This is a genomic window from Serratia sp. BNK-33-b (genome assembly GCF_048684565.1).
In the GTDB taxonomy this organism is placed as follows: Bacteria; Pseudomonadota; Gammaproteobacteria; order Enterobacterales; family Enterobacteriaceae; genus Serratia; species Serratia marcescens.
This window is the reverse complement of sequence record NZ_JBLQTZ010000001.1, coordinates 1,374,495-1,399,379: the sequence shown is the minus strand read 5'-3', so window position 1 is coordinate 1,399,379 and position 24,885 is coordinate 1,374,495. Positions and strand designations below refer to the sequence as shown.

At 58.7% G+C, this 24,885-nt stretch carries 21 protein-coding genes; 3 read left to right on the top strand and 18 right to left on the bottom strand.

Annotated elements, in window-relative coordinates; genetic code table 11:
* Positions 1 to 42 precede the first annotated feature (42 nt).
* From nuoN to lrhA, 14 genes are all read right to left on the bottom strand, one after another.
* Positions 43 to 1,500: an NADH-quinone oxidoreductase subunit NuoN gene (gene nuoN / locus ACMGGK_RS06610; RefSeq protein ID WP_025303659.1), complete on the bottom strand. Its 1,458-nt coding sequence runs from the start codon at positions 1,498 to 1,500 to the stop codon at positions 43 to 45.
* A gap of 6 nt (positions 1,501 to 1,506) precedes the next feature.
* Positions 1,507 to 3,036, bottom strand: coding sequence for an NADH-quinone oxidoreductase subunit M (gene nuoM / locus ACMGGK_RS06605; protein WP_004936002.1), 1,530 nt, complete (start codon positions 3,034 to 3,036; stop codon positions 1,507 to 1,509).
* Between the two features lie 95 nt (positions 3,037 to 3,131).
* On the bottom strand, positions 3,132 to 4,979 hold the full coding sequence (nuoL, locus tag ACMGGK_RS06600) for an NADH-quinone oxidoreductase subunit L (protein ID WP_015378577.1): 1,848 nt from the start codon (positions 4,977 to 4,979) through the stop codon (positions 3,132 to 3,134).
* A complete protein-coding gene (nuoK, locus tag ACMGGK_RS06595; RefSeq protein ID WP_004936014.1) occupies positions 4,976 to 5,278 on the bottom strand; it encodes an NADH-quinone oxidoreductase subunit NuoK in 303 nt (100 codons plus the stop codon). Before nuoK ends, nuoL begins: the two co-directional genes overlap by 4 nt.
* Entirely contained in the window at positions 5,275 to 5,832 is a 558-nt protein-coding gene (gene nuoJ, locus ACMGGK_RS06590) for an NADH-quinone oxidoreductase subunit J (protein ID WP_004936018.1), read from the bottom strand. Before nuoJ ends, nuoK begins: the two co-directional genes overlap by 4 nt.
* A 13-nt stretch (positions 5,833 to 5,845) precedes the next feature.
* Positions 5,846 to 6,388 carry an NADH-quinone oxidoreductase subunit NuoI gene (nuoI, locus tag ACMGGK_RS06585; RefSeq protein WP_025160170.1) on the bottom strand — a complete coding sequence of 181 codons (543 nt, stop codon included), beginning with the start codon at positions 6,386 to 6,388 and terminating at the stop codon, positions 5,846 to 5,848.
* 14 nt (positions 6,389 to 6,402) lie between these two features.
* Entirely contained in the window at positions 6,403 to 7,380 is a 978-nt protein-coding gene (gene nuoH / locus ACMGGK_RS06580) for an NADH-quinone oxidoreductase subunit NuoH (protein ID WP_004936022.1), read from the bottom strand.
* Entirely contained in the window at positions 7,377 to 10,115 is a 2,739-nt protein-coding gene (gene nuoG, locus ACMGGK_RS06575) for an NADH-quinone oxidoreductase subunit NuoG (RefSeq protein ID WP_176062855.1), read from the bottom strand. The genes nuoH and nuoG overlap by 4 nt, the downstream gene beginning before the upstream one ends.
* A 76-nt stretch (positions 10,116 to 10,191) precedes the next feature.
* Entirely contained in the window at positions 10,192 to 11,538 is a 1,347-nt protein-coding gene (gene nuoF / locus ACMGGK_RS06570) for an NADH-quinone oxidoreductase subunit NuoF (protein WP_004936030.1), read from the bottom strand.
* Positions 11,535 to 12,086 (bottom strand): NADH-quinone oxidoreductase subunit NuoE, encoded by a 552-nt coding sequence (nuoE, locus tag ACMGGK_RS06565; RefSeq protein ID WP_004936034.1) that lies wholly within the window; start codon positions 12,084 to 12,086, stop codon positions 11,535 to 11,537. Before nuoE ends, nuoF begins: the two co-directional genes overlap by 4 nt.
* 2 nt (positions 12,087 to 12,088) lie before the next feature.
* Positions 12,089 to 13,885 carry an NADH-quinone oxidoreductase subunit C/D gene (gene nuoC / locus ACMGGK_RS06560; protein ID WP_004936036.1) on the bottom strand — a complete coding sequence of 599 codons (1,797 nt, stop codon included), beginning with the start codon at positions 13,883 to 13,885 and terminating at the stop codon, positions 12,089 to 12,091.
* 96 nt (positions 13,886 to 13,981) lie between these two features.
* Entirely contained in the window at positions 13,982 to 14,656 is a 675-nt protein-coding gene (locus ACMGGK_RS06555) for a NuoB/complex I 20 kDa subunit family protein (RefSeq protein WP_004936039.1), read from the bottom strand.
* A gap of 15 nt (positions 14,657 to 14,671) precedes the next feature.
* Positions 14,672 to 15,109, bottom strand: a complete 438-nt coding sequence (gene nuoA / locus ACMGGK_RS06550; protein ID WP_004936040.1) for an NADH-quinone oxidoreductase subunit NuoA — start codon at positions 15,107 to 15,109, stop codon at positions 14,672 to 14,674.
* Between the two features lie 708 nt (positions 15,110 to 15,817).
* Positions 15,818 to 16,762: a transcriptional regulator LrhA gene (gene lrhA / locus ACMGGK_RS06545; protein WP_049300063.1), complete on the bottom strand. Its 945-nt coding sequence runs from the start codon at positions 16,760 to 16,762 to the stop codon at positions 15,818 to 15,820.
* A gap of 855 nt (positions 16,763 to 17,617) precedes the next feature.
* Here lrhA and ACMGGK_RS06540 point away from each other — a divergent pair.
* Together ACMGGK_RS06540 and yfbR are read left to right on the top strand one after the other, a co-directional pair.
* A complete protein-coding gene (locus ACMGGK_RS06540; protein ID WP_004936047.1) occupies positions 17,618 to 18,832 on the top strand; it encodes a pyridoxal phosphate-dependent aminotransferase in 1,215 nt (404 codons plus the stop codon).
* A 107-nt stretch (positions 18,833 to 18,939) separates the two neighbouring features.
* On the top strand, positions 18,940 to 19,539 hold the full coding sequence (yfbR, locus tag ACMGGK_RS06535) for a 5'-deoxynucleotidase (RefSeq protein WP_015378582.1): 600 nt from the start codon (positions 18,940 to 18,942) through the stop codon (positions 19,537 to 19,539).
* 27 nt (positions 19,540 to 19,566) lie between these two features.
* On the opposite strand, the gene ACMGGK_RS06530 is transcribed toward yfbR, so the two are convergent.
* The 4 genes from ACMGGK_RS06530 to yfbV all read right to left on the bottom strand — a co-directional run bounded on the left by ACMGGK_RS06530 (position 19,567) and on the right by yfbV (position 23,263).
* A complete protein-coding gene (locus ACMGGK_RS06530) occupies positions 19,567 to 21,417 on the bottom strand; it encodes an SLC13 family permease (RefSeq protein WP_197766405.1) in 1,851 nt (616 codons plus the stop codon).
* A 79-nt stretch (positions 21,418 to 21,496) separates the two neighbouring features.
* Positions 21,497 to 22,153 (bottom strand): sugar phosphatase, encoded by a 657-nt coding sequence (locus tag ACMGGK_RS06525; protein ID WP_016926899.1) that lies wholly within the window; start codon positions 22,151 to 22,153, stop codon positions 21,497 to 21,499.
* A 17-nt stretch (positions 22,154 to 22,170) separates the two neighbouring features.
* Positions 22,171 to 22,665, bottom strand: coding sequence for a YfbU family protein (locus ACMGGK_RS06520; protein WP_016926898.1), 495 nt, complete (start codon positions 22,663 to 22,665; stop codon positions 22,171 to 22,173).
* Between the two features lie 142 nt (positions 22,666 to 22,807).
* Entirely contained in the window at positions 22,808 to 23,263 is a 456-nt protein-coding gene (gene yfbV / locus ACMGGK_RS06515) for a terminus macrodomain insulation protein YfbV (RefSeq protein WP_004936061.1), read from the bottom strand.
* Between the two features lie 358 nt (positions 23,264 to 23,621).
* Between yfbV and ackA the strand changes: the two genes are divergently transcribed.
* Positions 23,622 to 24,824, top strand: a complete 1,203-nt coding sequence (ackA, locus tag ACMGGK_RS06510; protein WP_004936063.1) for an acetate kinase — start codon at positions 23,622 to 23,624, stop codon at positions 24,822 to 24,824.
* Positions 24,825 to 24,885: the final 61 nt, after the last annotated feature.

Sequence of the window (24,885 nt, the reverse complement as noted above, 5' to 3'; positions counted from 1 at the left end):
AAAAAGGCCGCCGAAGCGACCTTTTTACTGTCTGAAGCGTTATCAGAACGTCGGCTGCGCCATCTGCACCAGCGAAATCAGCGGCTGCGGATAAACACCCAACAGCAGCACCAGCGCGGCGGAGATCAGCACCACGACGCCACCGGCGGTCAACGCCCAGTTGTTCGGGGTGTCGCGCTGCAGCGATTCCGGCGCGCTGAGGAACAGGCTGACGGTCACGCGCAGGTAGTAGTACAGGCCGATGGCGCTGCCTACCACGACTGCGCCGGTCAGCCACCACAGGTGTGCGCTGACGCCCATCGCGATCACGAAGAACTTACCGATAAAGCCCAGCGTCATCGGAATACCGGCCAGCGACAGCATCATCACCGTCATCACCGCAGACAAGATTGGCTTATGCCAGAACAGGCCGCGGTAAGAGAACAGCGAATCCGCATCCGGGCCGCGGTATGGGCTGGACATCAGGCTGACCACGCCGAAGGCGCCCAGGCTGCTGAACAGGTAACCGGCCAGATAAACGCCGGCGGTTTCCAGCGACAGCTGATGGGTTTGCACCGCAATCAGCGCCACCAGCAGGTAGCCCAGGTGAGCGATCGACGAGTAACCCAGCAGACGCTTGATGTTGGTCTGGCTGATGGCCATCAGGTTGCCGAACAAGATAGAACAGAACGCGATGATCGACAGCACCAGGCGCAGCGCTTCGTTGTCGGCGGCCGGGGCATACAGGAACAGACGCATCACGACCGCGAAGATCGCGATCTTGCTGGCGGTCGCCAGGAAGGTCGAAACCGGCGCAGGCGCGCCCTGATACACGTCCGGCGTCCACAGTTGGAACGGCACCAGCGACAGCTTGAAGCCCAGACCGACGATCATCATGCCCATGCCGGCCAGGATCAGCGGCTGGTGCATCATGTTTTCCTGCAGGCTCTTGCCGAGGCCGGCCAGCGACAGATCGCCGGATTCGGCGTACAGCAGCGCCATGCCGAACAGCAAGAACGACGACGCGGCGGCGGACAGCAGCATGTACTTGATGGCGGCTTCCAGCGGGCGCTTCTGGCGATAGGCGTAGCCCACCAGGCCGAACAGCGGCAGCGAGATAAGCTCAATGCCGATGAACAGCGAAGCCAGATGGTTGGCGCTCGCCAGCAGGATGCCGCCCATGGCGGCGATCAGCACCAGCAGGTAGAACTCTTCGCGGTTATCCGGATAGCCGACCAGCCACGGATAGGCGAAGGTGCAGGTCGCCAGACTCGCCAGCAGCACCAGCCCGGTGTAGAACATCGAGTAGCCGTCAACCCGCAGCAGCGGGGTGACGTCCATTGGGCCTGCCTGGCCGACAAAGTACAGCGAAAGCAGCGCCAGGTTGAGACCGATCACGGTCAGGGTGGCGTTGATAAAGTGGTCGCGTCGCCACGCAATGCCTAGCATCACAACCACCACCGTCAATCCGACGATCAACAGCGGCAGCAGTGCGATCAGTTGTTGAGGAGTTATTGTCATGGCGAATTACGGCCTTGTTGTTGAAATTGCTGAAACTGACGAACCAAACCAGTGTTGCACGTTGCTCATCGCCGCGTTGGAAGTATCCAGAATCGGCTGCGGGTAAACCCCCAGCAGAACCAGCAACACCACCAGCAGCAGAATGATGAACAATTCGCGCGCGGTCATGCCCTGCAGCGGCTGGTCTGACTTAGGCGCACCGTAGTAAGCGCGCTGCATCATGATCAGCGAGTAAACCGAAGCGAACACCAGACCGAAGGTGGAGATCACGGTGATCACCGGCACCACCTGGTAGCTGCCGAACAGAATCATGAATTCGCCGACGAAGTTACCGGTACCCGGCATCCCCAGCGTAGCCACGGCGAAGAACAGCGACAGCGCAGGGATGAACTTGATACGCCCCCACAGGCCGCCCATCTGACGCATGTCGCGGGTGTGCAGACGCTCATACAGCTGGCCGCAGATGATAAACATACCGGCGGCGGACAGACCGTGCGCGATCATCTGGATCACGGCGCCCTGGTAAGCCAGCTGGCTGCCGGTGTAGATGGCGATCAGCACGAAGCCCATGTGCGATACCGAGGTGTAGGCGATAAGACGCTTGATGTCGGTCTGCGCGAACGCCATCCAGGCGCCGTAGAAGATGCCGACCACGCCCAGCCACATGGCGATTGGCGCAAACTCGTGCGAAGCCTCAGGGAACAGCGGCAGGCTGAAACGCAACAGGCCATAGGCCGCGGTTTTCAGCAAGATGCCCGCCAGGTCGACGGAACCTGCGGTCGGCGCCTGGCTGTGCGCATCCGGCAACCAGCCGTGCAGCGGCACCACCGGCATTTTCACCGCGAAGGCGATGAAGAAGCCCAGCATCAGCAGATATTGCACATTGTGGGACATCGGCGTTTGCAGCAGGTCTTCGTAATCAAAGGTCCACACGCCGGTGGCGTTGTAGTGCACGAACACCAGGCCCAGGATCGCAATCAGCATCACCAGACCGCTGGCCTGGGTGTAGATGAAGAACTTGGTCGCCGCGGTGATGCGGGTTTTACCGTCCGACGCCTTGTGGCCCCACAGCGCGATCAGGAAGTACATCGGCACCAACATCATTTCCCAGAAGAAGAAGAACAGGAACATGTCGATGGCGAGGAACACGCCGATAACGCCGCCCAGGATCCACAGCAGGTTGAGGTGGAAGAAGCCCTGATATTTCTGGATTTCACGCCAGGAACAGAGGATCGCCAGCACGCCCAGCAGACCGGTCAACACCACCATCAGCAGCGACAGACCGTCCAGCGCCAGGTGGATGGAGATGCCGAAGCGCGGGATCCACGGCAGCAGGAATTCGCTCTGCCACTGCGGAATGCCTTTCGGCGTGGTCAATGTATAGCCGCCCTGCATCCACAGCTGCAGAGAGAGCGCCAACGTCAGCCCCATTGCGATCAGCGCTATCCAGCGCGGCACCTTAGTACCGAAGCGCTCAAGCTGCCAGCACAGCAGACCGCCGATAAAGGGGATAAGAATTAGCCAAGGTAATAGCATGGCGTTTTGTGTCCCTTATACGAATAATTTCAAACTTTGTACGTAGCGCCTGCCCGGCGCTACGCCCGAAAAATGCGTCTGTTTAAATTATTCAATTAAACCAAAATCAACAGAGCCAATACGACCACTGCACCCACACCCATAGACGCTATATACCAACGCACCTGGCCGTTCTCGCTCACCGTCAGACCGCGGTTCCCCCAGCGGGAGAAGACGGCCGGCAGGTTCATCAGCGAGTTCAGCGGATCGCGCTGCAGCAGCTTCGCAATGCCCAGGTACGGCTTGACGAACACTTTGTCATACAGCCAGTCGAAGCCCCAGGCATGGAACCACCAGGTCGAGAAGAAACGACCCGGCGCGCTGTTGGCGATGCTGTTGACCAGGCTGCGTTTGCCCAGCCACAGCGCGGCCGCCAGCAGAATGCCGACGATAGCCACCACGCCGGAGGTGATTTCCAGCGTCAGCACGCTGCCGTGCGCCAGTTCGGTCGTCTCCGGCAGCACGCCCTGCAACGGCGGCACGATCATCGCGCCGACGAAGGTGGACAGCACCAGCAGAACCAGCAGCGGCAGGTGGTGAGTGATGCCTTTACCGGCATGCGCTTTGATTTTCTCTTCGCCATGGAACACGATGAAAATCATTCGGAAGGTGTACAGCGAGGTCATGAACGCACCGACCAGGCCGGCAACCATCAGGTTGATGTGGCCGTTAGCCATCGCGCCCGCCAGGATCTCGTCCTTACTGAAGAAGCCGGCCGTGACCAGCGGCAACGCGGACAGCGCCGCGCCACCCACCAGGAAGCAGACGTACACCAGCGGGATGCTCTTGCGCAGACCGCCCATCTTGAAGATGTTTTGCTCGTGGTGGCAAGCCAGGATCACCGAACCGGACGACAGGAACAGCAGCGCCTTGAAGAACGCGTGGGTCATCAGGTGGAAGATCGCCGCGTCCCATGCCTGCACGCCCAGCGCCAGGAACATGTAACCGATCTGGCTCATGGTGGAGTAAGCGAGCACGCGCTTGATGTCGGTCTGCACCAGCGCGGCGAAGCCGGCCAGCAGCAGAGTGACCGCACCGACGATGCCCACCAGGTGCAGCACTTCCGGCGCCATCAGGAACAGGCCGTGCGTGCGGGCGATCAGATAGACGCCCGCGGTCACCATGGTCGCCGCGTGGATCAGTGCGGAAACCGGGGTTGGGCCCGCCATCGCGTCCGCCAACCAGGTTTGCAACGGCAGCTGCGCCGATTTACCGACCGCGCCGCCCAGCAGCATCAGGGTCGCCCAGGTGATGGCCGTATCGCCCACCGCCAGTTTCTGCGGCGCCAGGATCATCAGTTCGCGGATGTTCAGCGTGCCCAGCTCGTTGTAGAGGATGAACAGCGCGAACGCCAGGAACACGTCGCCCACGCGGGTGACGATAAAGGCTTTCATCGCCGCCGCGCCGTTGGCCGGATCTTTGTAGTAGAAACCGATCAACAGGTAGCTGCACAGGCCCACGCCTTCCCAACCCAGATACATCAGCAGCAGGTTGTCCGCCAGCACCAATACCACCATGCTGGCGATAAACAGGTTGGTGTAAGCGAAGAAGCGCGAATAGCCCTCTTCACCGCGCATGTACCAGGAAGCGAACATGTGGATGAAGAAGCCGACGCCGGTGACCACCGACAGCATGGTCAGCGACAGGCCGTCCAGCACCAGGGTCACGCCGATATTGAAGTTGCCGACGGCCATCCAGGTCCACAGGCTTTGCTCGAACAGCTGCACGCCGGCGGCTTTCTGGGCGAAGAAATCCATCGCCACATACACCGTGACCAGCGCAGCCAGGCCAATAGAACCCACGCCGACGGTGGCCGCCGTGTTTTCAGACCAACGACCGCGGGAAAATGCCAACAGCAGGAACCCGATCAGCGGTAGCAGAATTGTTAAATATAATAGGTTCATCCGCGCATCTCACTGACAGTATCAATATTCAGGGTATGACGACGACGGTAGAGCTGCAGCAGCAGCGCCAGGCCGATACTGGCCTCGGCTGCCGCCAGGCTGATCGCCAGGATGTACATCACCTGCCCGTCCGCCTGGCCCCAGTAGCTTCCCGCCACGATAAACGCCAACGCCGCAGCGTTGATCATCACTTCCAGGCTGATCAGCATAAACAGCAGGTTGCGGCGCACCAGCAGCCCGGTCAACCCGAGCACAAACAGGATAGCCGCCAGGATCAGGCCGTGTTGAAGAGGGATCATGCTTGCTCCTCCGATTTTCTTCTCGCCATTTCGCCACCCACCGGCGCGTTGCTCAGCACCTCGCCAGGCTTGTGCTCGCGGCCGATATGGAAGGCGACAACCAGACCCGCCAACAGCAGCATTGAAGCCAGCTCAACCGCCAGTACGTAAGGCCCGAACAGGCTGATGCCCACCGCCTTCGCGTCGACCATCTCACCGCTGATGCCCTGATCGGATACGCTGCGGATCGCAACGATCAATACCACCAGCAGCGCCAGCGACAGCAGGCCAGGCCCGATCCACACCGTCGGCTTCATCCAGTCGCGCTCTTGCTGCTGCACGTTGCCGAGGTTCAGCATCATCACCACGAACACGAACAGCACCATGATGGCGCCCGCATAAACGATGATTTCCAACGCGGCGGCAAAGTAGGCGCCGAGAGAGAAGAAGACTGCCGAGATCGCCAATAACGAGACGATCAGATACAGCAGCGCATGCACAGGGTTGGTATGGGTGATCACGCGAATCGTCGCGGCCACCGCAATCAAACCTGCCAGATAAAATGCAATTTCCATGCTTGCTGGCTCCTTAGGGCAACAGACCTTTGACGTCGATCGGTTTGGCTTCGTTTTCGGCTTCGCCTTTGGCTTTGCCGTCAATCGCCATACCGGCCATCCGGTAGAAGTTATATTCCGGATATTTACCCGGCCCCGAGATCAACAGATCCTCTTTTTCGTACACCAGATCCTGACGCTTGTACTCGCCCAGTTCGAAATCCGGCGTCAGCTGGATAGCGGTAGTTGGGCAAGCCTCTTCGCACAGGCCGCAGAAGATGCAGCGCGAGAAGTTGATGCGGAAGAACTCCGGATACCAACGGCCGTCTTTCTGTTCTGCCTTTTGCAGCGAGATACAGCCGACCGGGCAGGCAACCGCACACAGGTTACAGGCGACGCAGCGCTCTTCGCCGTCCGGATCGCGCGTCAGCACGATGCGGCCGCGGTAGCGCGGCGGCAGGTAAACCGGTTCTTCCGGATACATCTGGGTTTCGCGCTTGGCGAAGGCATGCATGCCAATCATCCAAATGCTGCGCACCTGGGTGCCGAAACCAACCACTAACTCTTTCAATGTCATGGTTTATTCACCCCTTATTGAGCGTTGTACAAAATGACCGCGGCGGTTGCCAGCAGGTTCAGCAGCGTCAGCGGCAGGCACACTTTCCAGCCGAAGGACATCACCTGGTCATAACGCGGACGCGGCAGCGCGGCGCGGATCAGGATGAACATCATCATGAAGAAGGCCGTTTTCAATGCGAACCAGATGAATGGCGGCAGGAACGGACCCTGCCAGCCGCCGAAGAACAACGTCACAATCAGGGCGGACACGGTGACGATACCGATGTATTCCCCCACGAAGAACAGACCGAACTTCATGCCGGAATATTCGATGTGGTAACCGTCAGCCAGTTCCTGCTCGGCTTCCGGCTGGTCAAACGGGTGACGGTGACACACCGCCACGCCGGCGATCGCGAAGGTCACGAAGCCGAAGAACTGCGGAATGACGTTCCAGACGTGCGCCTGAGATTCAACGATGGCCTGCATGTTGAATGAATCCGCCTGCATCACCACGCCCATCAGCGACAGGCCGATGAACACTTCGTAGCTCAGGGTTTGCGCGGAGGCACGCATCGCGCCCAACAGCGAGTATTTGTTGTTGCTCGACCATCCGGCGAACAGCACGGCGTACACCGCCAGGCCGGCCATCATCAGGAAGAACAGAATACCGATGTTGAGATCGGACACCGCCCAGGTCGGGCTGACCGGCACGATGGCAAATGCCAGCAACAGGGAAGTAAAGGCGATCATCGGCGCCAGGGTGAAGATCACCCGGTCGGAGAATCTCGGCACCCAGTCTTCCTTGAAGAACATTTTGATCATGTCGGCGACCAGCTGCAGCGAGCCGCCCCAGCCTACGCGGTTCGGTCCGTAGCGGTTCTGGAACAGGCCGAGCAGACGGCGTTCGCCGAAGCTCATGAACGCCCCGCACGCCACGACCACCAACAGGATCACGACCGCTTTAAGAATGGCGATCAAGATGTCGATCACCTCAGGGGTAAACCAGCTCATCGTGCCGCCTCCCGCAGATTGTCTACCTTAGCACCCACCAAGATCGGCGGGATCCCTGGCAAGCCGAGCGGCAAACCAACCTGGCCCTGGGTCAGGGTTTCACTCAGACGCACCGGCAGACGCAGGGTCTGGCCCGCGCAGTTGAACTCCACCAGGCTGCCCGCGTTGACGCCAAGCGTCGCCGCATCGGCCGGGTTGACCATCACGTAGGCTTCCGGCATGCGCTGCTGGATCACGTGCGAGCGCTGCGACATTTCATCGCTGCCGAACAGGTGGTAGTACGGCGCGACACGCCAGCCGTCGTTCGGATTGAAGGCGGCTGGCACGCGGTCGAAGTAACCGAGGCTGCCCTCCCCCGCTTCGATCAGGCGCACGCCCGGATCGCCGTGGCGCAGTTTGCCGCCCACTTCGGCCTGGAACTTGTTCCATGCCTGCGGTGAGTTCCAGCCTGGCGCCCAGGCGAACGGGATCTGCTGACGATCGGCCAGCGGGCTGTTGTTCCCTTCCATCGAGAAGGCGAACATGGTGTCTTTATCCTGCGGCTGACGCGGCTCGTGCACGCTGATGTTGGCGCGCATGGCGGTACGGCCGCTGGAGCGGTGCGGCGAACGCGCCAGCTTCTGACCGCGAATGCGGAACGTCGCGTCCGGCGCGGCATCGACGATGCCCTGCAGCTGCGGCAACGCGGCGACGCAAGCGGCGATCACGTCATCGAGCTGGGTCCAGTCCACGTGGCGGCTGGTGTAGGTGGAGTGCAGCGAGTGCATCCAGCGCCAGCTTTCCAGCATCACGGTGAACTGATTCTTCTTGGCGTCGTCGTAATAAGCCGGATCGTATACCTGGAAGAAGCGCTGCGCGCGGCCTTCCTGGTTGATCAGCGTGCCGTCGCTCTCGGCGAAGCTGGCCGAAGAGAGGATCAGGTTGGCTTTGTCCATGATCGCGGTGCGCTGGTGGTCGGCGACGATCAGGTTATTGACCTTGGCCAACGCCGCGTCCACCTGCGCCGCCGGCGCATGGCGATAGAGATCGTTTTCCATCACGATGGCGGTGTCGGCTGCGCCGCTCGCCAGCTGTTCCAGCGCCTGATCGAGCGAACCGCCGCCGATCATCGCCAGGCCCATGCTGTTGGCTGCGCCCGCCACGAAGGTGATGCCGACATCGGAACCGCGGCCCTTCAACGCTTTGGCGATGTTGGCCGCCGCTTCGATGATGGCTTCGCTGCCGGCGTTGCTGCCGGTCACGATCAGCGGTTTGCGTGCGCCGGTCAGCGCCTGCACGATGATATCGACTTTCTTGTTCAGGCCTTCTGCCAGATCGTTCACCGCCGGCGCGGCGTTATCCAGCGCGTGAGCGATGGCGAAGCCGAGGCGCGCCTGCTCGTCTACCGGCGCGCGGTAGTTCCAGGCGGCGATGTCATCCAGACGGGTGTTGTCGACGTTGGTGGTGAACAACGGATACTTGGCGTGTTGGCCGATATTCTGCACCGCCGCGATCTGCCAGTCGGCCACGCGTTGCGCCGCCGCCATCGCGCGGGCTTTGCCCTTGACGGCCTGACGCACGGACAGCGCGATGCGCGCGCCGGTTTGCGTCAGGTCTTCGCCCAGCACCAGCACCGCGTCGTAATCTTCGATCTCACGCAGCGCCGGCGTATGAACGCCGCCGTTCTTCAGCACGTTCAGCATCAGCGCCAGGCGTGATTGCTCCGCCTGAGCGATACCGGTGTAGTAGTTCTCGGCGCCGACCAGCTCGCGCAGTGCGAAGTTGCTTTCCAGGCTGGCGCGCGGGGAGCCGATGCCGATGGTTTTCTTCGCCTGACGCAGGATGTCCGCCGCGCCCTGCATCGCCTGCTCGGCGTTCAGTGTGATCCAGTCGTCGCCGCGCAGCTGCTGCGGTTGACGCGGACGATCTTTCTGGTTGACGTAGCCGTAACCGAAACGGCCGCGGTCGCACAGGAAGTAGTGGTTCACGCTGCCGTTGTAACGGTTTTCGATACGACGCAGCTCGCCATAGCGCTCGCCCGGGCTGGTGTTACAGCCGATGCTGCACTGCTGGCAAATGCTCGGCGCGAACTGCATGTCCCATTTACGGTTGTAGCGCTCGGAGTGCGTTTTGTCGGTGAATACGCCGGTCGGGCACACTTCCACCAGGTTGCCGGAGAACTCGCTTTCCAGCGTGCCGCTTTCCGGGCGACCGAAGTAGACGTTGTCGTGTGCGCCGTACACGCCGAAGTCGGTGCCGTCCGCATAGTCTTTGTAGTAACGCACGCAGCGGTAGCAGGCGATGCAGCGGTTCATCTCGTGCGAGATAAACGGCCCCAGCTCCTGGTTGTTGTGGGTACGCTTGGTGAAGCGGTAGCGACGGAAGCTGTGGCCGGTCATTACCGTCATATCCTGCAGGTGACAGTTACCGCCTTCCTCACACACCGGGCAATCGTGCGGGTGGTTGGTCATCAACCACTCAACCACGCTTTCACGGAACTGCTTCGCTTCGCCGTCATCGATAGAGATAAAGGTGCCATCGGATGCCGGGGTCATACAGGACATCACCAAACGGCCGCGCGTATCTTCCGCGTTTTGGTATTGCTTTACCGCACATTGGCGGCAAGCGCCGACGCTTCCCAGCGCCGGATGCCAGCAAAAGTAAGGAATATCAAGGCCGAGGGAGAGACAAGCCTGCAGCAGGTTGTCCGCCCCGTCTACCTCATACTCTTTGCCGTCTACATGAATCGTAGCCATAGTCAGCATGCTTCCAAGTGGCCTGCCTTGCGGCAGGCGTTAATCAAAAATTCTGGCCGTGTTCGGGCGAGTCGGCTTACCAGCGCTGCTTCAGCAGGTTGTTCGGCTGAATGCCGCCAATCGCATGCGCGTTGCCGAAGTGCTGCACGGCGATACCCGCCTCGAACTCTTCACGGAAATATTTAATCGCGCTTTGCAGTGGCTCTACGGCACCTGGCGCGTGGGCGCAGAAGGTTTTGCCCGGGCCGAGGGAACGGCACAGCTGTTCGAGGGTTTCGATATCCCCCGGCTGCCCTTCGCCGTTTTCCAACGCGCGCAGGATCTTCACGCTCCACGGCAGGCCATCGCGGCAAGGCGTACACCAGCCGCAGGACTCGCGGGCGAAGAACTCTTCCAGGTTGCGCACCAGCGGCACCATGCCGATCTCGTGGTCAACCGCCATCGCCAACGCGGTGCCGAGACGGCTGCCGGCTTTGCCGATCGCGCCGTATTCCATCGGCAGATCGAGGTGATCGGCGGTCAGGAAGTCGGTGCCCGCGCCGCCCGGCTGCCAGGCTTTGAAACGCAGACCGTCGCGCATGCCGCCGGCGTAGTCTTCCAGGATTTCGCGCGCGGTGGTGCCGAACGGCAGTTCCCAGACGCCCGGATTTTTCACCCGGCCGGAGAAGCCCATCAGCTTGGTGCCTTTGTCTTCACTGCCAGAGATGCCGGTGTACCACTCTACGCCGTTCGCCAAAATGGCCGGCACGTTGCACAGCGTTTCGACGTTGTTGACGCAGGTCGGCTTGCCCCAGACGCCGGCGCTGGCCGGGAATGGCGGCTTGGAGCGCGGGTTGGCGCGGCGGCCTTCCAGCGAGTTGATCAGCGCGGTTTCTTCGCCGCAGATGTAACGGCCGGCGCCGGTGTGCACGATCAGCTCGAAATCAAATCCGGTGCCGAGAATGTTCTTGCCCAGATAGCCGGCTTCGGTGGCTTCCGCGATAGCGCGACGCAGGTGCGCCGCCGCTTCGATGTACTCGCCGCGCAGGAAGATGTACCCGCGGTAGGCTTTCAGCGCGAACGCGGAGATCAGCATGCCTTCCACCAGCAGGTGCGGCAGCTGCTCCATCAGCAGGCGGTCTTTGTAAGTGCCCGGCTCCATCTCATCGGCGTTACACAGCAGGTAACGGATGTTCATGGATTCGTCCTTCGGCATCAGGCTCCACTTCAAACCGGTGGAGAAGCCCGCGCCGCCGCGGCCCTTCAGCCCGGAATCTTTCACCAGGCTGACGATCTCGTCCGGGGCCAGGCCTTTGAGGGCCTTCTCTGCGCCGGCATAGCCGTTTTTGCTGCGGTATTCGTCCAGCCACAGCGGCTGCTTGTCATCGCGCAGACGCCAGGTCAGCGGATGCGTTTCGGGAGTGCGTACAATGTGCTTGGTCATTGATACTGCTCCAGTAGCGTCTCGATATCTTCAGGCTTCAGCTGACTGTGAGTGTCCTCGTCAATCATCATGGTCGGCCCTTTATCGCAGTTGCCCAGACAGCAGGTCGGCAACAGCGTGAAGCGGCCATCAAAGGTGGTTTGACCCGGCTTGATGTTCAGCTTCTTCTCGATAGCGGCCTGAATGCCCTGGTAACCGGTGATGTGACAAACAACGCTGTCACAATAACGGATCACGTGACGTCCTACTGGCTGACGGAAAATCTGGCTGTAGAACGTGGCCACGCCTTCTACGTCGCTGGCGGGGATGCCCAGCACTTCCGCGATGGCGTAAATCGCACCGTCCGGAACCCAACCGCGCTGCTTCTGCACAATTTTCAGTGCTTCGATGGACGCGGCGCGCGGATCCTCGTAATGGTGCTTTTCGTGCTCGATCGCATCACGTTCTTCCGCGCTCAGTACAAATGCATCAACGCCGCTCTGAGGAGCGGCTGCGTTGATGGGCTCGAGCGCATCATTGACTGCGTGATTGTCTTTTTGATCATGCATAGTTAGCGGTCCACATCTGACATTACAAAATCGATACTACCCAGATAGACGATCAGGTCTGAAACCAGGCTGCCACGGATGACCGATGGGATCTGCTGCAGGTGCGCAAAGCTCGGCGTACGTACCCGGGTGCGATAGCTCATGGTGCTGCCGTCGCTGGTCAGGTAGTAGCTGTTGATCCCTTTGGTGGCTTCAATCATCTGGAATGATTCGTTGGCTGGCATCACCGGGCCCCAGGAAACCTGCAGGAAGTGGGTGATCAGCGTTTCAATGTGCTGCAGCGTGCGCTCTTTCGGCGGCGGCGTAGTCAGCGGGTGATCGGCCTTGAACGGGCCTTCCGGCATGTTGTTCAGGCACTGTTCGAGGATGCGCAGGCTCTGGCGCAGCTCTTCCACCTTCAGCATCACGCGGGTGTAGCAGTCGCTGGTGCCGTCGCCGACCGGCACTTCGAAGTCGAAGTTCTCGTAGCCGGAGTACGGACGCCATTTACGCACGTCGAACTCCACGCCGGTCGCGCGCAGGCCGGCGCCGGTCACGCCCCACTCCAGCGCTTCTTTGGCGTTGTAAGACGCGACGCCGATGGAGCGGCCTTTCAGGATACTGTTCTTCAGCGCCGCTTTCACGTAGGAGTCCAGACGCTTCGGCATCCAGTCGAGGAATTCACGCAGCAGGCGATCCCAGCCGCGCGGCAGATCGTGCGCGACGCCGCCGATGCGGAACCAGGCCGGGTGCATACGGAAACCGGTGATCGCTTCCACCAGATCGTAGATTTTCTGACGATCGGTAAAGGCGAAGAACACCGGGGTCATCGCGCCGACGTCCTGAATGAAGGTGGAGATGTACAGCAGATGGCTGTTGATGCGGAACAGCTCGGACAGCATCACGCGGATGGTGTCGACGCGCTCGGGCACCTTGATGCCGGCCAGCTTCTCGACCGCCAACACGTAAGGCATTTCGTTCACGCAGCCGCCGAGGTACTCGATGCGGTCGGTGTACGGGATGTAGCTGTGCCAGGATTGACGCTCGCCCATCTTCTCGGCGCCGCGGTGGTGATAGCCGATATCCGGCACGCAGTCGACGATCTCTTCGCCGTCCAGCTGCAGAATGATGCGGAACGCACCGTGCGCGGACGGGTGGTTCGGGCCGAGGTTGAGGAACATGAAGTCTTCGTTCTCGGTGCCGCGCTTCATGCCCCAGTCTTCCGGCTTGAAGGTCAGCGCTTCCATTTCCAGATCTTCTTTCTGCTTGGTCAGCACGAAAGGATCGAATTCAGTGGCGCGCGCCGGGTAGTCCTTGCGCAGCGGGTGCCCTTCCCAGGTCTGCGGCATCATGATGCGCGACAGGTGCGGGTGGCCGTCGAAGGTGATGCCGAACATTTCCCAGGTTTCGCGCTCGTACCAGTTGGCGTTCGGGAACACCTTGGTCGCCGTCGGCACGTGCAGGTCTTTTTCAGACAGCGCCACCTTCAGCATGATGTCGCGGTTGCGCTCGATGGAGATCAGATGGTAGAAAACGGAGAAATCCGCAGCGGGCAGGCCGTCGCGGTGGGTGCGAAGGCGTTCATCCACGCCATGCAGATCGAACAGCATGACATACGGCTTCGGCTGTTTTCTCAGGAACGTCATTACTTCCAGTAACTGGTCAGGTTTAACCCATACCACGGGCATGCCGGTACGAGTGGCCTGAACAGTAAAGGCTTCCGGCCCAAAACGGTTGCGCAGTTCGCCGATCACCGGGTCGTCAAGGTGATCTCGGGTCTGCCAGGCAGGCAAGGCGTCGTGCGTCGTCAAATCTGTCATAATTTTTTTTCACCACACTAAAGGGTTATTCGCCGCAAGTTTCACTTTTCGCTGTGTTAACCAATAGCGCACTAAGATGGACGTTAAATGAACGTCTTAAATCTCGTCAGGCGTCCGGAGGTTGGTCACCGCGATGCGCTCGCCGTGTTTACGCTCTCTTTCAGACTGCATATTGGCGCGGTAAACGCCCTGATCGCCGACAACCCACGACAGCGGGCGACGTTCTTTGCCGATGGATTCCTGCAGCAGCATCAGCGCTTGCATGTAGGCTTCCGGACGCGGTGGGCAGCCGGGAATATACACGTCGACCGGCAGGAACTTGTCCACGCCCTGCACCACGGAATAGATGTCGTACATGCCGCCGGAGTTGGCGCAGGCGCCCATCGAGATCACCCACTTAGGCTCCAGCATCTGCTCGTACAGGCGCTGGATGACCGGGGCCATTTTGGTGAAGCAGGTCCCGGCTACCACCATCAGGTCAGCCTGACGCGGGGAGGCGCGCAACACTTCCGCACCGAAACGCGCCACGTCGTGAACGGCGGTAAACGACGTCACCATCTCCACGTAACAACACGAAAGGCCGAAGTTATACGGCCAAATAGAGTTTTTACGCCCCCAGTTCACCATGTCATGCAGCGCATGTTCGAGTTTACCCATGTAAACCGTGCGGTGAACCTGTTGTTCCAGGGGATCGGCGACGATCTCCTGTTTTTGCAGGGGATAACGGTCGTTCTCACCGTTCGGGTCTATGCGGGTGAGCGTATAGTCCATCTTAATGCCTCGCTGTTACTGCGGATGACTGTTGGTGTTAGTGATCGTGCTCGGTTTGCTGCGGCGTTGGGAACGCGCCGGAGTCCAATCCAACGCGCCGATGCGCACCAGATAAACCAGACCGGCCAATAGCACCAAAATGAAAATGGCGGCTTCGATAAAGCCCACCCAGCCGCTCTCGCGAATCGAGACCGACCAGGCATACAGGTATAAGGCTTCAACGTCGAAAATAACGAAGAACATGGCCACCAGGTAGAACTTGGCGGACAAGCGCATGCGCGCCGTGCCGACCGAGTCGATGCCTGATTCAAACGGGGTGTGTTTGGCGCGCGCCCGGGCTCTCCCGCCCAAGAAGAACGCACCCAGCAGCATTAAGCCGCAAAGCCCGATAGCCACGACGAGAAATACGGCGAGCGCCCAGTGATGAGCGATAACTTCAGTGGTTGTTGACATACTCTATGCTTACTCATCAAAAGTGGCGTCGATCGCACTGCTCTTGTCACCGGCAGTTAGTGCGCCACATCGATTTAAGGGAAGGATAAATAACCACACAAACAAACTGCTTTTACAGCGAGTTAGGCAGCGTTTTTCTGTGGGCTTTTTACTCCTTTCTATAACCTTTTGTCAACTTTGACAAAAGTATCTACACACTAGTTTACATACGTATCATTTGATTAACATTTGATGCGCCAGGGACAGGCTAAATCGTGTCAGTTAATTTTTGTGTAGAAACAGATAGATATAAACCAACATGCACATTTCAGTTTTACTATACCATTGTCTCAGGAATTCCCTGTTCTTCCACTCACTACCTAGGGGTATTTTTTTGATCCAGGACACGTTTTCAGCATAAATCCTCAAAAAAAGTGTGGCCCTTTAACAATTTTCCTCAAATTAAGCCGCAAAAACGACCGCCATAAGCTAACAAAATAACCATGCTATTACCATGCCTTTAACTCATTCAATCTTATTGTGCAAAAAACGAACCCAGCATCTTAAATCCGGTCAAACTCTCTTTTCAGCAACGCTTAAAAGTTAATAAAACAGACGACTCATAACAAAATCATACTTAAACCTCTATAACAGTAGAAATCATCAAAAAACGGCCAAAAAAAACCTCCGCCGAAGCAGAGGTTTTTCATCAGATATCACGCCGCGGCGTTATTCTTCTTCGTCCACCAGGCTGGCATCATCCTGATCGCTCTGGAGACCGGCTTCCGCGCCGTTGAAGCCATAGCTGTCATCGCCGCCCTGCATCGCGCTGAAGATGGCCATGGCCAGTTCGTTGCTGCACTGCGCGTTTTTGCACAGCACATACTGGGTATCCGGCAGCGGCGGCAAACCTTCCACCGCGCCCAGCACCCGCAGATCGGGGCTCATCATCTCGATCGGCCGCGCGGTCACGCCCAGGCCGGCCTTACAGGCCGCCCGCACCGCGGACAGCGTGGAGGCGACGTAGGCGATACGCCACGGGATACCGGCTTCGTCCAACTGTTTGATCGCCAACGCGCGGAACGGGCTTGGTTCATCCATCACCACCAGCGGGATAGGTTCGCCGGCCTGATAGTGATAATCGGCAGCGCAGTACCACAGCGTCGGCGACGTGCGCAGCACGATGTGCGGGTGCCCGGCCGGATCGGCCGTGGTCACCGCCAGATCGATCTCCCCCTCTTCCAGCAGATCGACCATCGTCGTGCTGCGCTTTACGCGCACATCAATGGCCAGCTTCGGATAAATGGCGGTCACGCGGTTCAACAAGAAAGGCAGAATGGTATCGGCGGTGTCGTCGGAAGCGCCGATGGTCAGAACACCTTTAATATTGTTGTACATCAGCGAGGTACAGGCTTCGTCGTTAAAGCGCAGGATCTTCCTGGCATAACCGAGAAGCTGAATACCATGCTCAGTCAGGAGTTTGTTGCGCCCATGGCGGGCAAACAGTTCTTTGCCGACCAGTTGCTCTAATCGCTGCATTTGTTGGCTGACGGCTGATTGCGTACGGCAAACGGCAACAGCCGCCGCCGCGAAGGTATTCAAATCAGCAACCGCAACAAAGGTTCTTAGCAGATCGAGGTCGAGATTAAGTATCGGACGATTTGCAGTTGTCATAGTGTATTCTTCACTTTTTTAAATTCTAATTTACGAACTACTACCCTGGTGTGTTTCTCAGACGCCGTTGAAAAGGACGGAGCCTGTTATGACAGTACCCCACTCATAAGTGGAGGGCAAAAAAATTACTTATGATTCGTTACCTCTATCGCTTTTTAAAATGCGATCTATCGATGGTGCTTATAGAACGCGGGGGACTGAATACCGGTGGGAAGGGAAAACCCCCACCGAACCTGAGATTTTACTCATTGATACTGCCTAATTTCCACTCCATTCGTGCTACTGAGAATCCTTATCAACCGGCGTTCAGGCTGCATTACAGAGTAAGAAAAATAAATAATTAACGGCACCAACGTCGTGTTATCACTCAATGAATTTAATAAATTCAATCAGTAAGATTTTTACTTTAAATAATAATCCTATAACCACATAAACAATGCTTAAGCTGAAATATAAAGTAAAGCTAATGTAAATATGCCATTTTTTTAGTGTGGTGCGCTAACCGGCAACCCGCTATCAGACAACTCCGGTATTATCGTTCCTTTACAGTTTATTGAAGCCTATTCTCACTTTCGGCTTATCAGTTCACTGCTGCCGGCCGCGATCGCCGACACGTCTCGTTTATCGACACGTGATTTTACAGAACAAAACCCTAGTAAAATTATAGTTCATGAAATTATGAACCACAAAATAACTTTACCTTTGCTTATCATAACTAAAATCCCCCGTTACGACATGCATTTGCACCAAAGGCGTGCAAAACCCTTCAAAAGCAACTACGCCAGGAGTACATTGGGCGGGTTGCGGCGTCCCACGGTAGGAGCGCCCCTATCCCAGCAAAAGGCTCAACTTTTTATGTCCCCCATTGAGAAATCCAGCAAACTGGACAACGTCTGCTATGACATTCGCGGCCCGGTGCTTAAAGAAGCTAAACGTCTTGAAGAAGAAGGCAACAAAGTCCTGAAACTGAACATCGGCAACCCTGCCCCGTTCGGTTTCGACGCCCCGGACGAAATCCTGGTCGACGTGATCCGCAATCTGCCCACGGCGCAAGGCTACTCCGACTCCAAGGGCCTCTTCTCGGCGCGTAAAGCGATCATGCAGCACTATCAGGCGCGCAACATGCGTGACGTGACCGTTGAGGATATCTACATTGGCAACGGCGTCTCGGAGCTGATCGTTCAATCCATGCAGGCGCTGCTCAACAGCGGCGACGAAATGCTGGTGCCGGCGCCGGACTACCCGTTGTGGACCGCCGCGGTCTCGCTGTCCGGCGGCAAAGCCGTGCACTATCTGTGCGATGAGCAGGCCGGCTGGTTCCCGGATCTGGACGACATCATCAGCAAGATCACCCCGCGCACCCGCGGCATCGTGATCATCAACCCGAACAACCCAACCGGCGCGGTCTACAGCAAAGCGCTGCTGGAACAGATCGTCGAGATCGCCCGTCAACACAACCTGATCATCTTCGCCGACGAGATCTACGACAAGATCCTGTATGACGAAGCGGAGCATCATTCGATCGCTGCGCTGGCACCGGATCTGCTGACTGTGACCTTCAACGGCCTGTCGAAAACCTACCGCGTGGCGGGCTTCCGCCAGGGCTGGATGGTGCTGAACGGGCCGAAGAAGCACGCCAAAGGCTATATCGAAGGGCTGGAGATGCTGGCTTCGATGCGCCTGTGCGCCAACGTGCCGATGCAGCACGCCATTCAGACCGCGCTGGGCGGTTATCAAAGCATCAGCGAATTCATTCAGCCCGGCGGCCGTCTGTACGAACAGCGCAACCGCACCTGGGAACTGCTCAATGACATTCCGGGCGTCTCATGCGTGAAGCCGCAGGGCGCGCTGTACATGTTCCCGCGCATCGATGCCAAACGCTTCAATATCCATGACGACCAGAAGCTGGTGCTGGATCTGTTGCTGCAGGAAAAAGTGCTGCTGGTGCAGGGGACCGCATTCAACTGGCCCTACCCGGATCATGTGCGCATCGTCACCCTGCCGCGCGTAGACGAGCTGGAAATGGCGGTCGGCAAGCTGGGCCGCTTCCTTGAAGGCTACCATCAGTAATCGCCTGGGGCGCAGCGCCTTGCTGCGCCCTTCTCTCATTGCCCGGTTGCAAAATTCGCCGTCACTGCTTCACAATGGGGGCCTCACTTGCCGTTAAAGAGAGCACCATGAGCCAGAGCCATTTCTTCGCCCATCTGTCCCGCTTGAAACTGATCAACCGCTGGCCACTGATGCGCAACGTGCGCACCGAGAACGTCTCCGAACACAGTCTGCAGGTGGCTTTTGTCGCCCACGCGTTGGCGGTGATCAAGAACCGCAAGTTCAACGGCAATCTCAACGCCGACCGGGTTGCGCTGCTGGCGATGTATCACGACGCCAGCGAAGTGATCACCGGCGACATGCCGACGCCGATCAAGTACTACAATCCGCAGATCGCCCACGAGTACAAGAAGATCGAAAAGATCGCCCAGCAAAAGCTGCTGGACATGATCCCCGCGGAACTGCGCAACGATTTCCGCACCATTCTCGATGAGCACTATTACAGCGAAGATGAAAAGCAGGTGGTAAAGCAGGCGGACGCATTATGCGCCTACCTGAAATGCCTGGAGGAGCTGTCTGCCGGTAACAACGAATTTACCCTGGCCAAGGCGCGGCTGGATAAAACCCTGGAACAGCGCCGCAGCCCGGAAATGGACTACTTCATGGAAGTGTTCATTCCCAGTTTCAGTCTGTCATTGGACGAAATCAGCCTCGACAGCTCGCTGTAACCCCGCCGGCGCAGCCTCGTTGCGCCGTTAAAAACCGTAGAGCCACGGCACCACAATCACGCTGACCGCCATCACCAACAGGGTGAACGGCACGCCGAGCCGCACGAAATCGCCGAACTTGTAATTGCCCGGCCCCAGCACCAGCGTATTGACCGGTGAAGAAACCGGCGTCATAAAGGCGGCGGACGCGGCGACGGCGATAATCATCGCGAACGGGTATGGCGATACCCCCATTTCGCGCGCGGCGGCGATGGCGATCGGCGCCATCAGCACTGCCGTCGCGGTATTGGAAATAAACAGGCCGATGGTGGCGCACAAGACGAACAGGCACAGCAGCATCACGCGCGGCCCCGCGCCGCCGGCGATGTCCATCAGCCCGCTGACGATCAGATCCACCCCGCCGGTCTTTTGCAGCGCCTGCGCGAACGGCATCATGCCGACGATCAAAATAATGCTCGGCCAATGGATCGATTTATAGGCGCTCTCCATATCGATGCAGCGGAACTTGCCCATCAGCAAACAGGCGATCAGCGCCGCGATCGGGTTGGGGATTTCGTCGGTCAGCATCATCGCCACCATCAGCGCCAGGCAAAACAGCGCATGCGGCGCCTGCGTGATGGCCGGCGCCACTTCGTCCACCTCGGCCGGCAGATTGAGCACGATAAAGTCGTGGGTTTTGGCCTGCAGCTGACGAATCGCCTTCCAATCGCCGATCACCAGCAAGATGTCGCCCAGTTCCAGCGGCTCGTCCACCAACTTGCCGCCCAGCGTCTCGCCGTGGCGGCGGATGCCCACCACGTTCAGATCGTAACGGCTGCGGAACGCCGCTTCGCGCAGGCTTTTGCCCAGCAGCGCCGAGTCCGGGATCAGCGACACCTCCGCCATGCCGACGTTGCGCGACTGTTCCGAGAAGTAATCGCCGCGCAGCACCATCGGCTCCAGCCGCTGCTCGCCGCAGAATTCGCGCAGATCGACCTGGCTGTCCGACATGTCGATCAAGAGGACGTCGCCCTCGCGCAGTTCGGTGTTGCCGGAGGCGCTGACCATCACCCGCCGGAAGCGTTTCCAGCGCTCGATGCCCACCACGTTGGCGCCATAGCGCGCGCGCAGGTGCAGCTCGTCCAGCGAACGCCCGATCAGCGGCGAAGCGCTACGGACAGCCAACCGCCGCGCGCGGCCGGTCAGCTTGTAATCGCGGATCAGGTCACGGAAGGTGCGGCGCTGCCAGTCGTCGCCGGCTTTGCCCGTGTCGCCGCTGCCCAGCCAACGCCGGGCAATCAGCATGTAACCGACGCCCAGCGCCAGCACCGCCAGGCCAATGGGCGTCACGCTGAAGAAACCGAAACCATGGATGCCTTCACGCACCAGTTCGCTGTTGACCACCATGTTGGGCGGCGTGGCCACCAGCGTCATCATGCCGCTGATCAGCCCGGCGAAGCTGAGCGGCATCATCAGCCGCCCCGGCGCGATCTTCATTCTCGCCGTCACGCTGAGCACCACCGGGATAAAGATCGCCACCACGCCGGTCGAGCTCATAAATGCCCCCAATCCGGCGACCGTCACCATCAGCAGCATCAACATTTTGGTTTCGCTGCTGCCGGCCACTTTCACCAGCCAGTCGCCCACCTGATAAGCCACGCCGGTGCGCACCAGCCCTTCGCCGATCACGAACAGCGCGGCGATCAAAATCACATTGGGATCGCTGAAACCGACCGTCGCCTCCTGCAAGCTGAGCGTGCCGCTCAGCACGAAAGCGATGATCACCAACAGCGCCACCACGTCCATCCGCAGCTTGTTGGTGGTAAACAGCACGATGGCAATCAGCAGTAAACTCAGCACCCACAGTAATTCGCTGTTCAAAACGGCCTCATCCGGCAAATGTCCAAGGGTCTAAAAAATAGCATAAAAAAACCCCGCCGAAGCGGGGTCTAATCAATTAGGGTGAAGATCATGCCGCTTAAACCAGCCGGCGAACGATCGCGCCCTGCGCCGTTTTATCGACGGCGATCTGCGCCAGCGAATCCAGCCGCAGGTCGACCTGCTCCAGCTTCGGCGCATCGGCCGGGGCGTTGACCGCAATCACCTGGCAACCCGCCGCCAGGCCGGAGAGAATGCCGGCCGGCGCGTCTTCGACCACTACGCACTCGTGCGGCGCCAGCCCCAGGCGCTCGGCGCCCAGCAGATAGGCGTCGGGCTGCGGCTTGCCATGTTTAACCTGCTCGGCGGTGATGAACACCGCCGGTTGCGGCAAACCGCCGGCCTGGCGGCGAGCGCCGGCCACCGGCACCGAACCGGAGGTGACGATCGCCCAAGGGATGCCGAGCGCGTTCAGGCGCTCCAGCAACGCAATCGCGCCCGGCAGCGCGCGAACGCCATCGGTATCCTGCGCTTCCACCTGCTCCAGCAATTGGAATTCGCGCTGAATTTCCGCTTCGCTTTCGCCCGGCATAAAATGGCGCAGAGAAGTAATGGCCTGTTTACCGTGAATGAAGTCCAGCACCGCTTGCGGGTCGACGCCGCGGCGCTCGGCCCAGTGCGTCCAGGCACGCTCTACCGCCGGCAGCGAATCCACCAGGGTGCCATCAAGATCGAACAGAAAACCCTTACACTCCACAGAAAACCTCTTCTTAATCAAGCATTGATGATTTGCGCTATCTCAACGGCGCTCAAGTGATACTGGCGCGGACAGGCCAACCAGATCGCCAGCATGCGCTGGTATTTTTCCCACATTTTGGTCTGGGCGTTAAAACCGTGGCTGCCGGAATCAAAGTGAGTATAGCGCCCCTCGGTGCTGACCAGGAAACGCACGTAACTCAGGTAGCGCGCCTCGGTCGCGGCGTCGAAGCCGAGGAACGCCAGGCGGCGCTCGTCCAGATCCTGCTTCTCTTTCAGGTTGCCCCAGGAAACCTGCAGCGCATGATGCATTTCCATCACGTTGATGATGGTTCGGCACACCTCTTCGCTCAGTTCGCCGAAGTCGCGATCCAGCTCGCGCATTTGCAAACCGAAGCCGCGTTCGACGATGGTTTGCAACCGGCGATAACGATCGCCGTTGTCCGGATCGAGCAAGGTCATCATCTTGTACTGATTCGACAGGATCAGCCGCTGGGCGTTGGTCATTTCCATCAGGATTTCCTCATTTCTGTGTGATGGCGGGAGCATCGCACAGCGCAAGAACGCAGGAAATCACAACTCGACCGTTCTTTGATTTAAACCGGGGTTATTGGCGCTTAGACGAAAAAGGCCGCACAACGCGGCCTTTTTTCATTTACAGATCGTCGAGGAAGGTTTTGTCCAGCTGCTTGAAGGCGCGCTTGAGCAAATCAGCCAACGTCTGATAGGTCGGCGTGCCTTCGAGCGGCGCCACCGCCTGTCCGGCTTCCGTCAGCTTGTTGCGCACCTCATGGAACCATTGCAGCAGCGTCGGCGGCAGCGGCGTGACCGAACGGCGCCCCAGCCACCACAAGCCCTGCATCGGCAGGCTGCAGGCGAACAGCGCGGTGGCGATCGCCGGGCCCAGTTGGCCGCCGAGCGCGATCTGCCAGGTCAGCGTGAAAATCGCCAACGGCGGCATGAAACGGATAGCGAAACGGGTGGCACGCGCAACGCGGTTCTCCGGAAAGACCGGTGCCAGACGTTTGTCTGACGGCCAGGTTTTCATATAATGCTGCCCGCGCTGGAAGACCTGAAACCAGCTTACGGAACCGGACGGTTTGCTCGTCATTGCGTACCTCAACGTCACGTAAAGAAACTAAAAGCGTGCTGCCAGAGCCCATACTAAAAAATTTGAAGCTTTAAATTTATTTTGTGTTTGCACCGGGCTATCGGTATCCTAAGCCGGCCTTGTGGCCGGTAGAAGATGACGTAAATTTTGTCAACTTTTAGCCCTATAAAAATCAAGATTATTTAAACCGCAGAGAAATCATCGGTTTTTCCATCATCCTGTGATTTGTGCACTTCACATGATGTTAATCATAAATGTCATCGGCACTATGCGCTACGCTTGTTGTCTGATTGACGATTAATTCACCACGTGTGTTCGATTTTCTTTTAACAACACGACTATTTAAGTAGGTACTTCCATGTCGAGTAAGCTAGTACTGGTTCTTAACTGCGGCAGTTCTTCTCTGAAATTCGCCATCATCGATGCCGTTAACGGCGACGAATTCCTCTCCGGTTTGGCCGAGTGTTTCCACCTGCCTGAAGCTCGCATCAAGTGGAAAATGGACGGCGCCAAACACGAAGCTGCCTTGGGGGCCGGCGCTGCACACAGCGAAGCGCTGAACTTCATTGTTAATACTATTCTGGCACAAAAACCAGAGCTTTCCGCGCAGCTGACCGCTATCGGCCACCGCATCGTGCACGGCGGCGAGAAGTTCACCGCCTCCGCCGTGATCAACGACGAAGTTCTGCAGGGTATCAAAGATTCCGTGCCGTTTGCACCACTGCACAACCCAGCTCACCTGATCGGCATCGCGGAAGCGCTGAAATCCTTCCCTCACCTGGCTGACAAGAACGTTGCCGTGTTCGACACCGCGTTCCACCAGACCATGCCGGAAGAATCTTACCTGTACGCCCTGCCGTACAGCCTGTACCGCGACCATGGCGTTCGCCGCTACGGCGCACACGGCACCAGCCACTTCTACGTGACTCAGGAAGCCGCGAAGATGCTGAACAAGCCGGTGGAAGAAGTGAACGTGATCACTTGCCACCTGGGCAACGGCGGTTCCGTCACCGCAGTGCGCAACGGCCAGTGCGTTGACACCTCCATGGGTCTGACCCCGCTGGAAGGCCTGGTAATGGGCACCCGCAGCGGTGATATCGATCCGGCTATCATCTTCCACCTGCACGATTCTCTGGGCATGAGCGTTGACCAGATCAACAAGATGCTGACCAAAGAATCCGGCCTGCTGGGCCTGACCGAAGTCACCAGCGACTGCCGTTACGTTGAAGACAACTACGACAGCAAAGCCGATGCCAAACGCGCCATGGACGTGTTCTGCCACCGTCTGGCCAAATACGTCGGCGCCTACAGCGCGCTGATGGAAGGCCGTCTGGACGCGGTGATCTTCACCGGCGGCATCGGCGAGAACGCCGGCATGGTGCGTGAGCTGACCCTGAACAAACTGGGTCTGCTGGGCTTCGAAATCGACCACGACCGCAACATGGCCGCTCGCTTCGGCAAATCCGGCGCCATCACCAAAGACGGCAGCCGCCTGGCGCTGGTGATCCCGACCAACGAAGAGTTGGTCATCGCGCAGGACGCATCCCGCCTGACCGCGTAATGCTCTCAAAACACCGTCAGCCCAGGCTGACGGTGTTGTTTTAGCCTCATGTTAATCGTGA

Bases quoted from the DNA above. Each gene is read 5' to 3' on its own strand.
- lrhA (WP_049300063.1), bottom strand. From the start codon at position 16,762: ATGACAACTGCAAATCGTCCGATACTTAATCTCGACCTCGATCTGCTA.
- ACMGGK_RS06520 (WP_016926898.1), bottom strand. From the start codon at position 22,665: ATGGAAATGACCAACGCCCAGCGGCTGATCCTGTCGAATCAGTACAAG.
- nuoJ (WP_004936018.1), bottom strand. From the start codon at position 5,832: ATGGAAATTGCATTTTATCTGGCAGGTTTGATTGCGGTGGCCGCGACG.
- yfbV (WP_004936061.1), bottom strand. From the start codon at position 23,263: ATGACGAGCAAACCGTCCGGTTCCGTAAGCTGGTTTCAGGTCTTCCAG.
- nuoI (WP_025160170.1), bottom strand. From the start codon at position 6,388: ATGACATTGAAAGAGTTAGTGGTTGGTTTCGGCACCCAGGTGCGCAGC.
- ackA (WP_004936063.1), top strand. From the start codon at position 23,622: ATGTCGAGTAAGCTAGTACTGGTTCTTAACTGCGGCAGTTCTTCTCTG.
- nuoF (WP_004936030.1), bottom strand. From the start codon at position 11,538: ATGACCAAGCACATTGTACGCACTCCCGAAACGCATCCGCTGACCTGG.
- nuoK (WP_004936014.1), bottom strand. From the start codon at position 5,278: ATGATCCCTCTTCAACACGGCCTGATCCTGGCGGCTATCCTGTTTGTG.
- yfbR (WP_015378582.1), top strand. From the start codon at position 18,940: ATGAGCCAGAGCCATTTCTTCGCCCATCTGTCCCGCTTGAAACTGATC.
- nuoA (WP_004936040.1), bottom strand. From the start codon at position 15,109: ATGTCAACAACCACTGAAGTTATCGCTCATCACTGGGCGCTCGCCGTA.
- ACMGGK_RS06540 (WP_004936047.1), top strand. From the start codon at position 17,618: ATGTCCCCCATTGAGAAATCCAGCAAACTGGACAACGTCTGCTATGAC.
- nuoH (WP_004936022.1), bottom strand. From the start codon at position 7,380: ATGAGCTGGTTTACCCCTGAGGTGATCGACATCTTGATCGCCATTCTT.
- nuoC (WP_004936036.1), bottom strand. From the start codon at position 13,885: ATGACAGATTTGACGACGCACGACGCCTTGCCTGCCTGGCAGACCCGA.
- nuoM (WP_004936002.1), bottom strand. From the start codon at position 3,036: ATGCTATTACCTTGGCTAATTCTTATCCCCTTTATCGGCGGTCTGCTG.
- ACMGGK_RS06555 (WP_004936039.1), bottom strand. From the start codon at position 14,656: ATGGACTATACGCTCACCCGCATAGACCCGAACGGTGAGAACGACCGT.
- nuoL (WP_015378577.1), bottom strand. From the start codon at position 4,979: ATGAACCTATTATATTTAACAATTCTGCTACCGCTGATCGGGTTCCTG.
- nuoG (WP_176062855.1), bottom strand. From the start codon at position 10,115: ATGGCTACGATTCATGTAGACGGCAAAGAGTATGAGGTAGACGGGGCG.
- nuoN (WP_025303659.1), bottom strand. From the start codon at position 1,500: ATGACAATAACTCCTCAACAACTGATCGCACTGCTGCCGCTGTTGATC.
- nuoE (WP_004936034.1), bottom strand. From the start codon at position 12,086: ATGCATGATCAAAAAGACAATCACGCAGTCAATGATGCGCTCGAGCCC.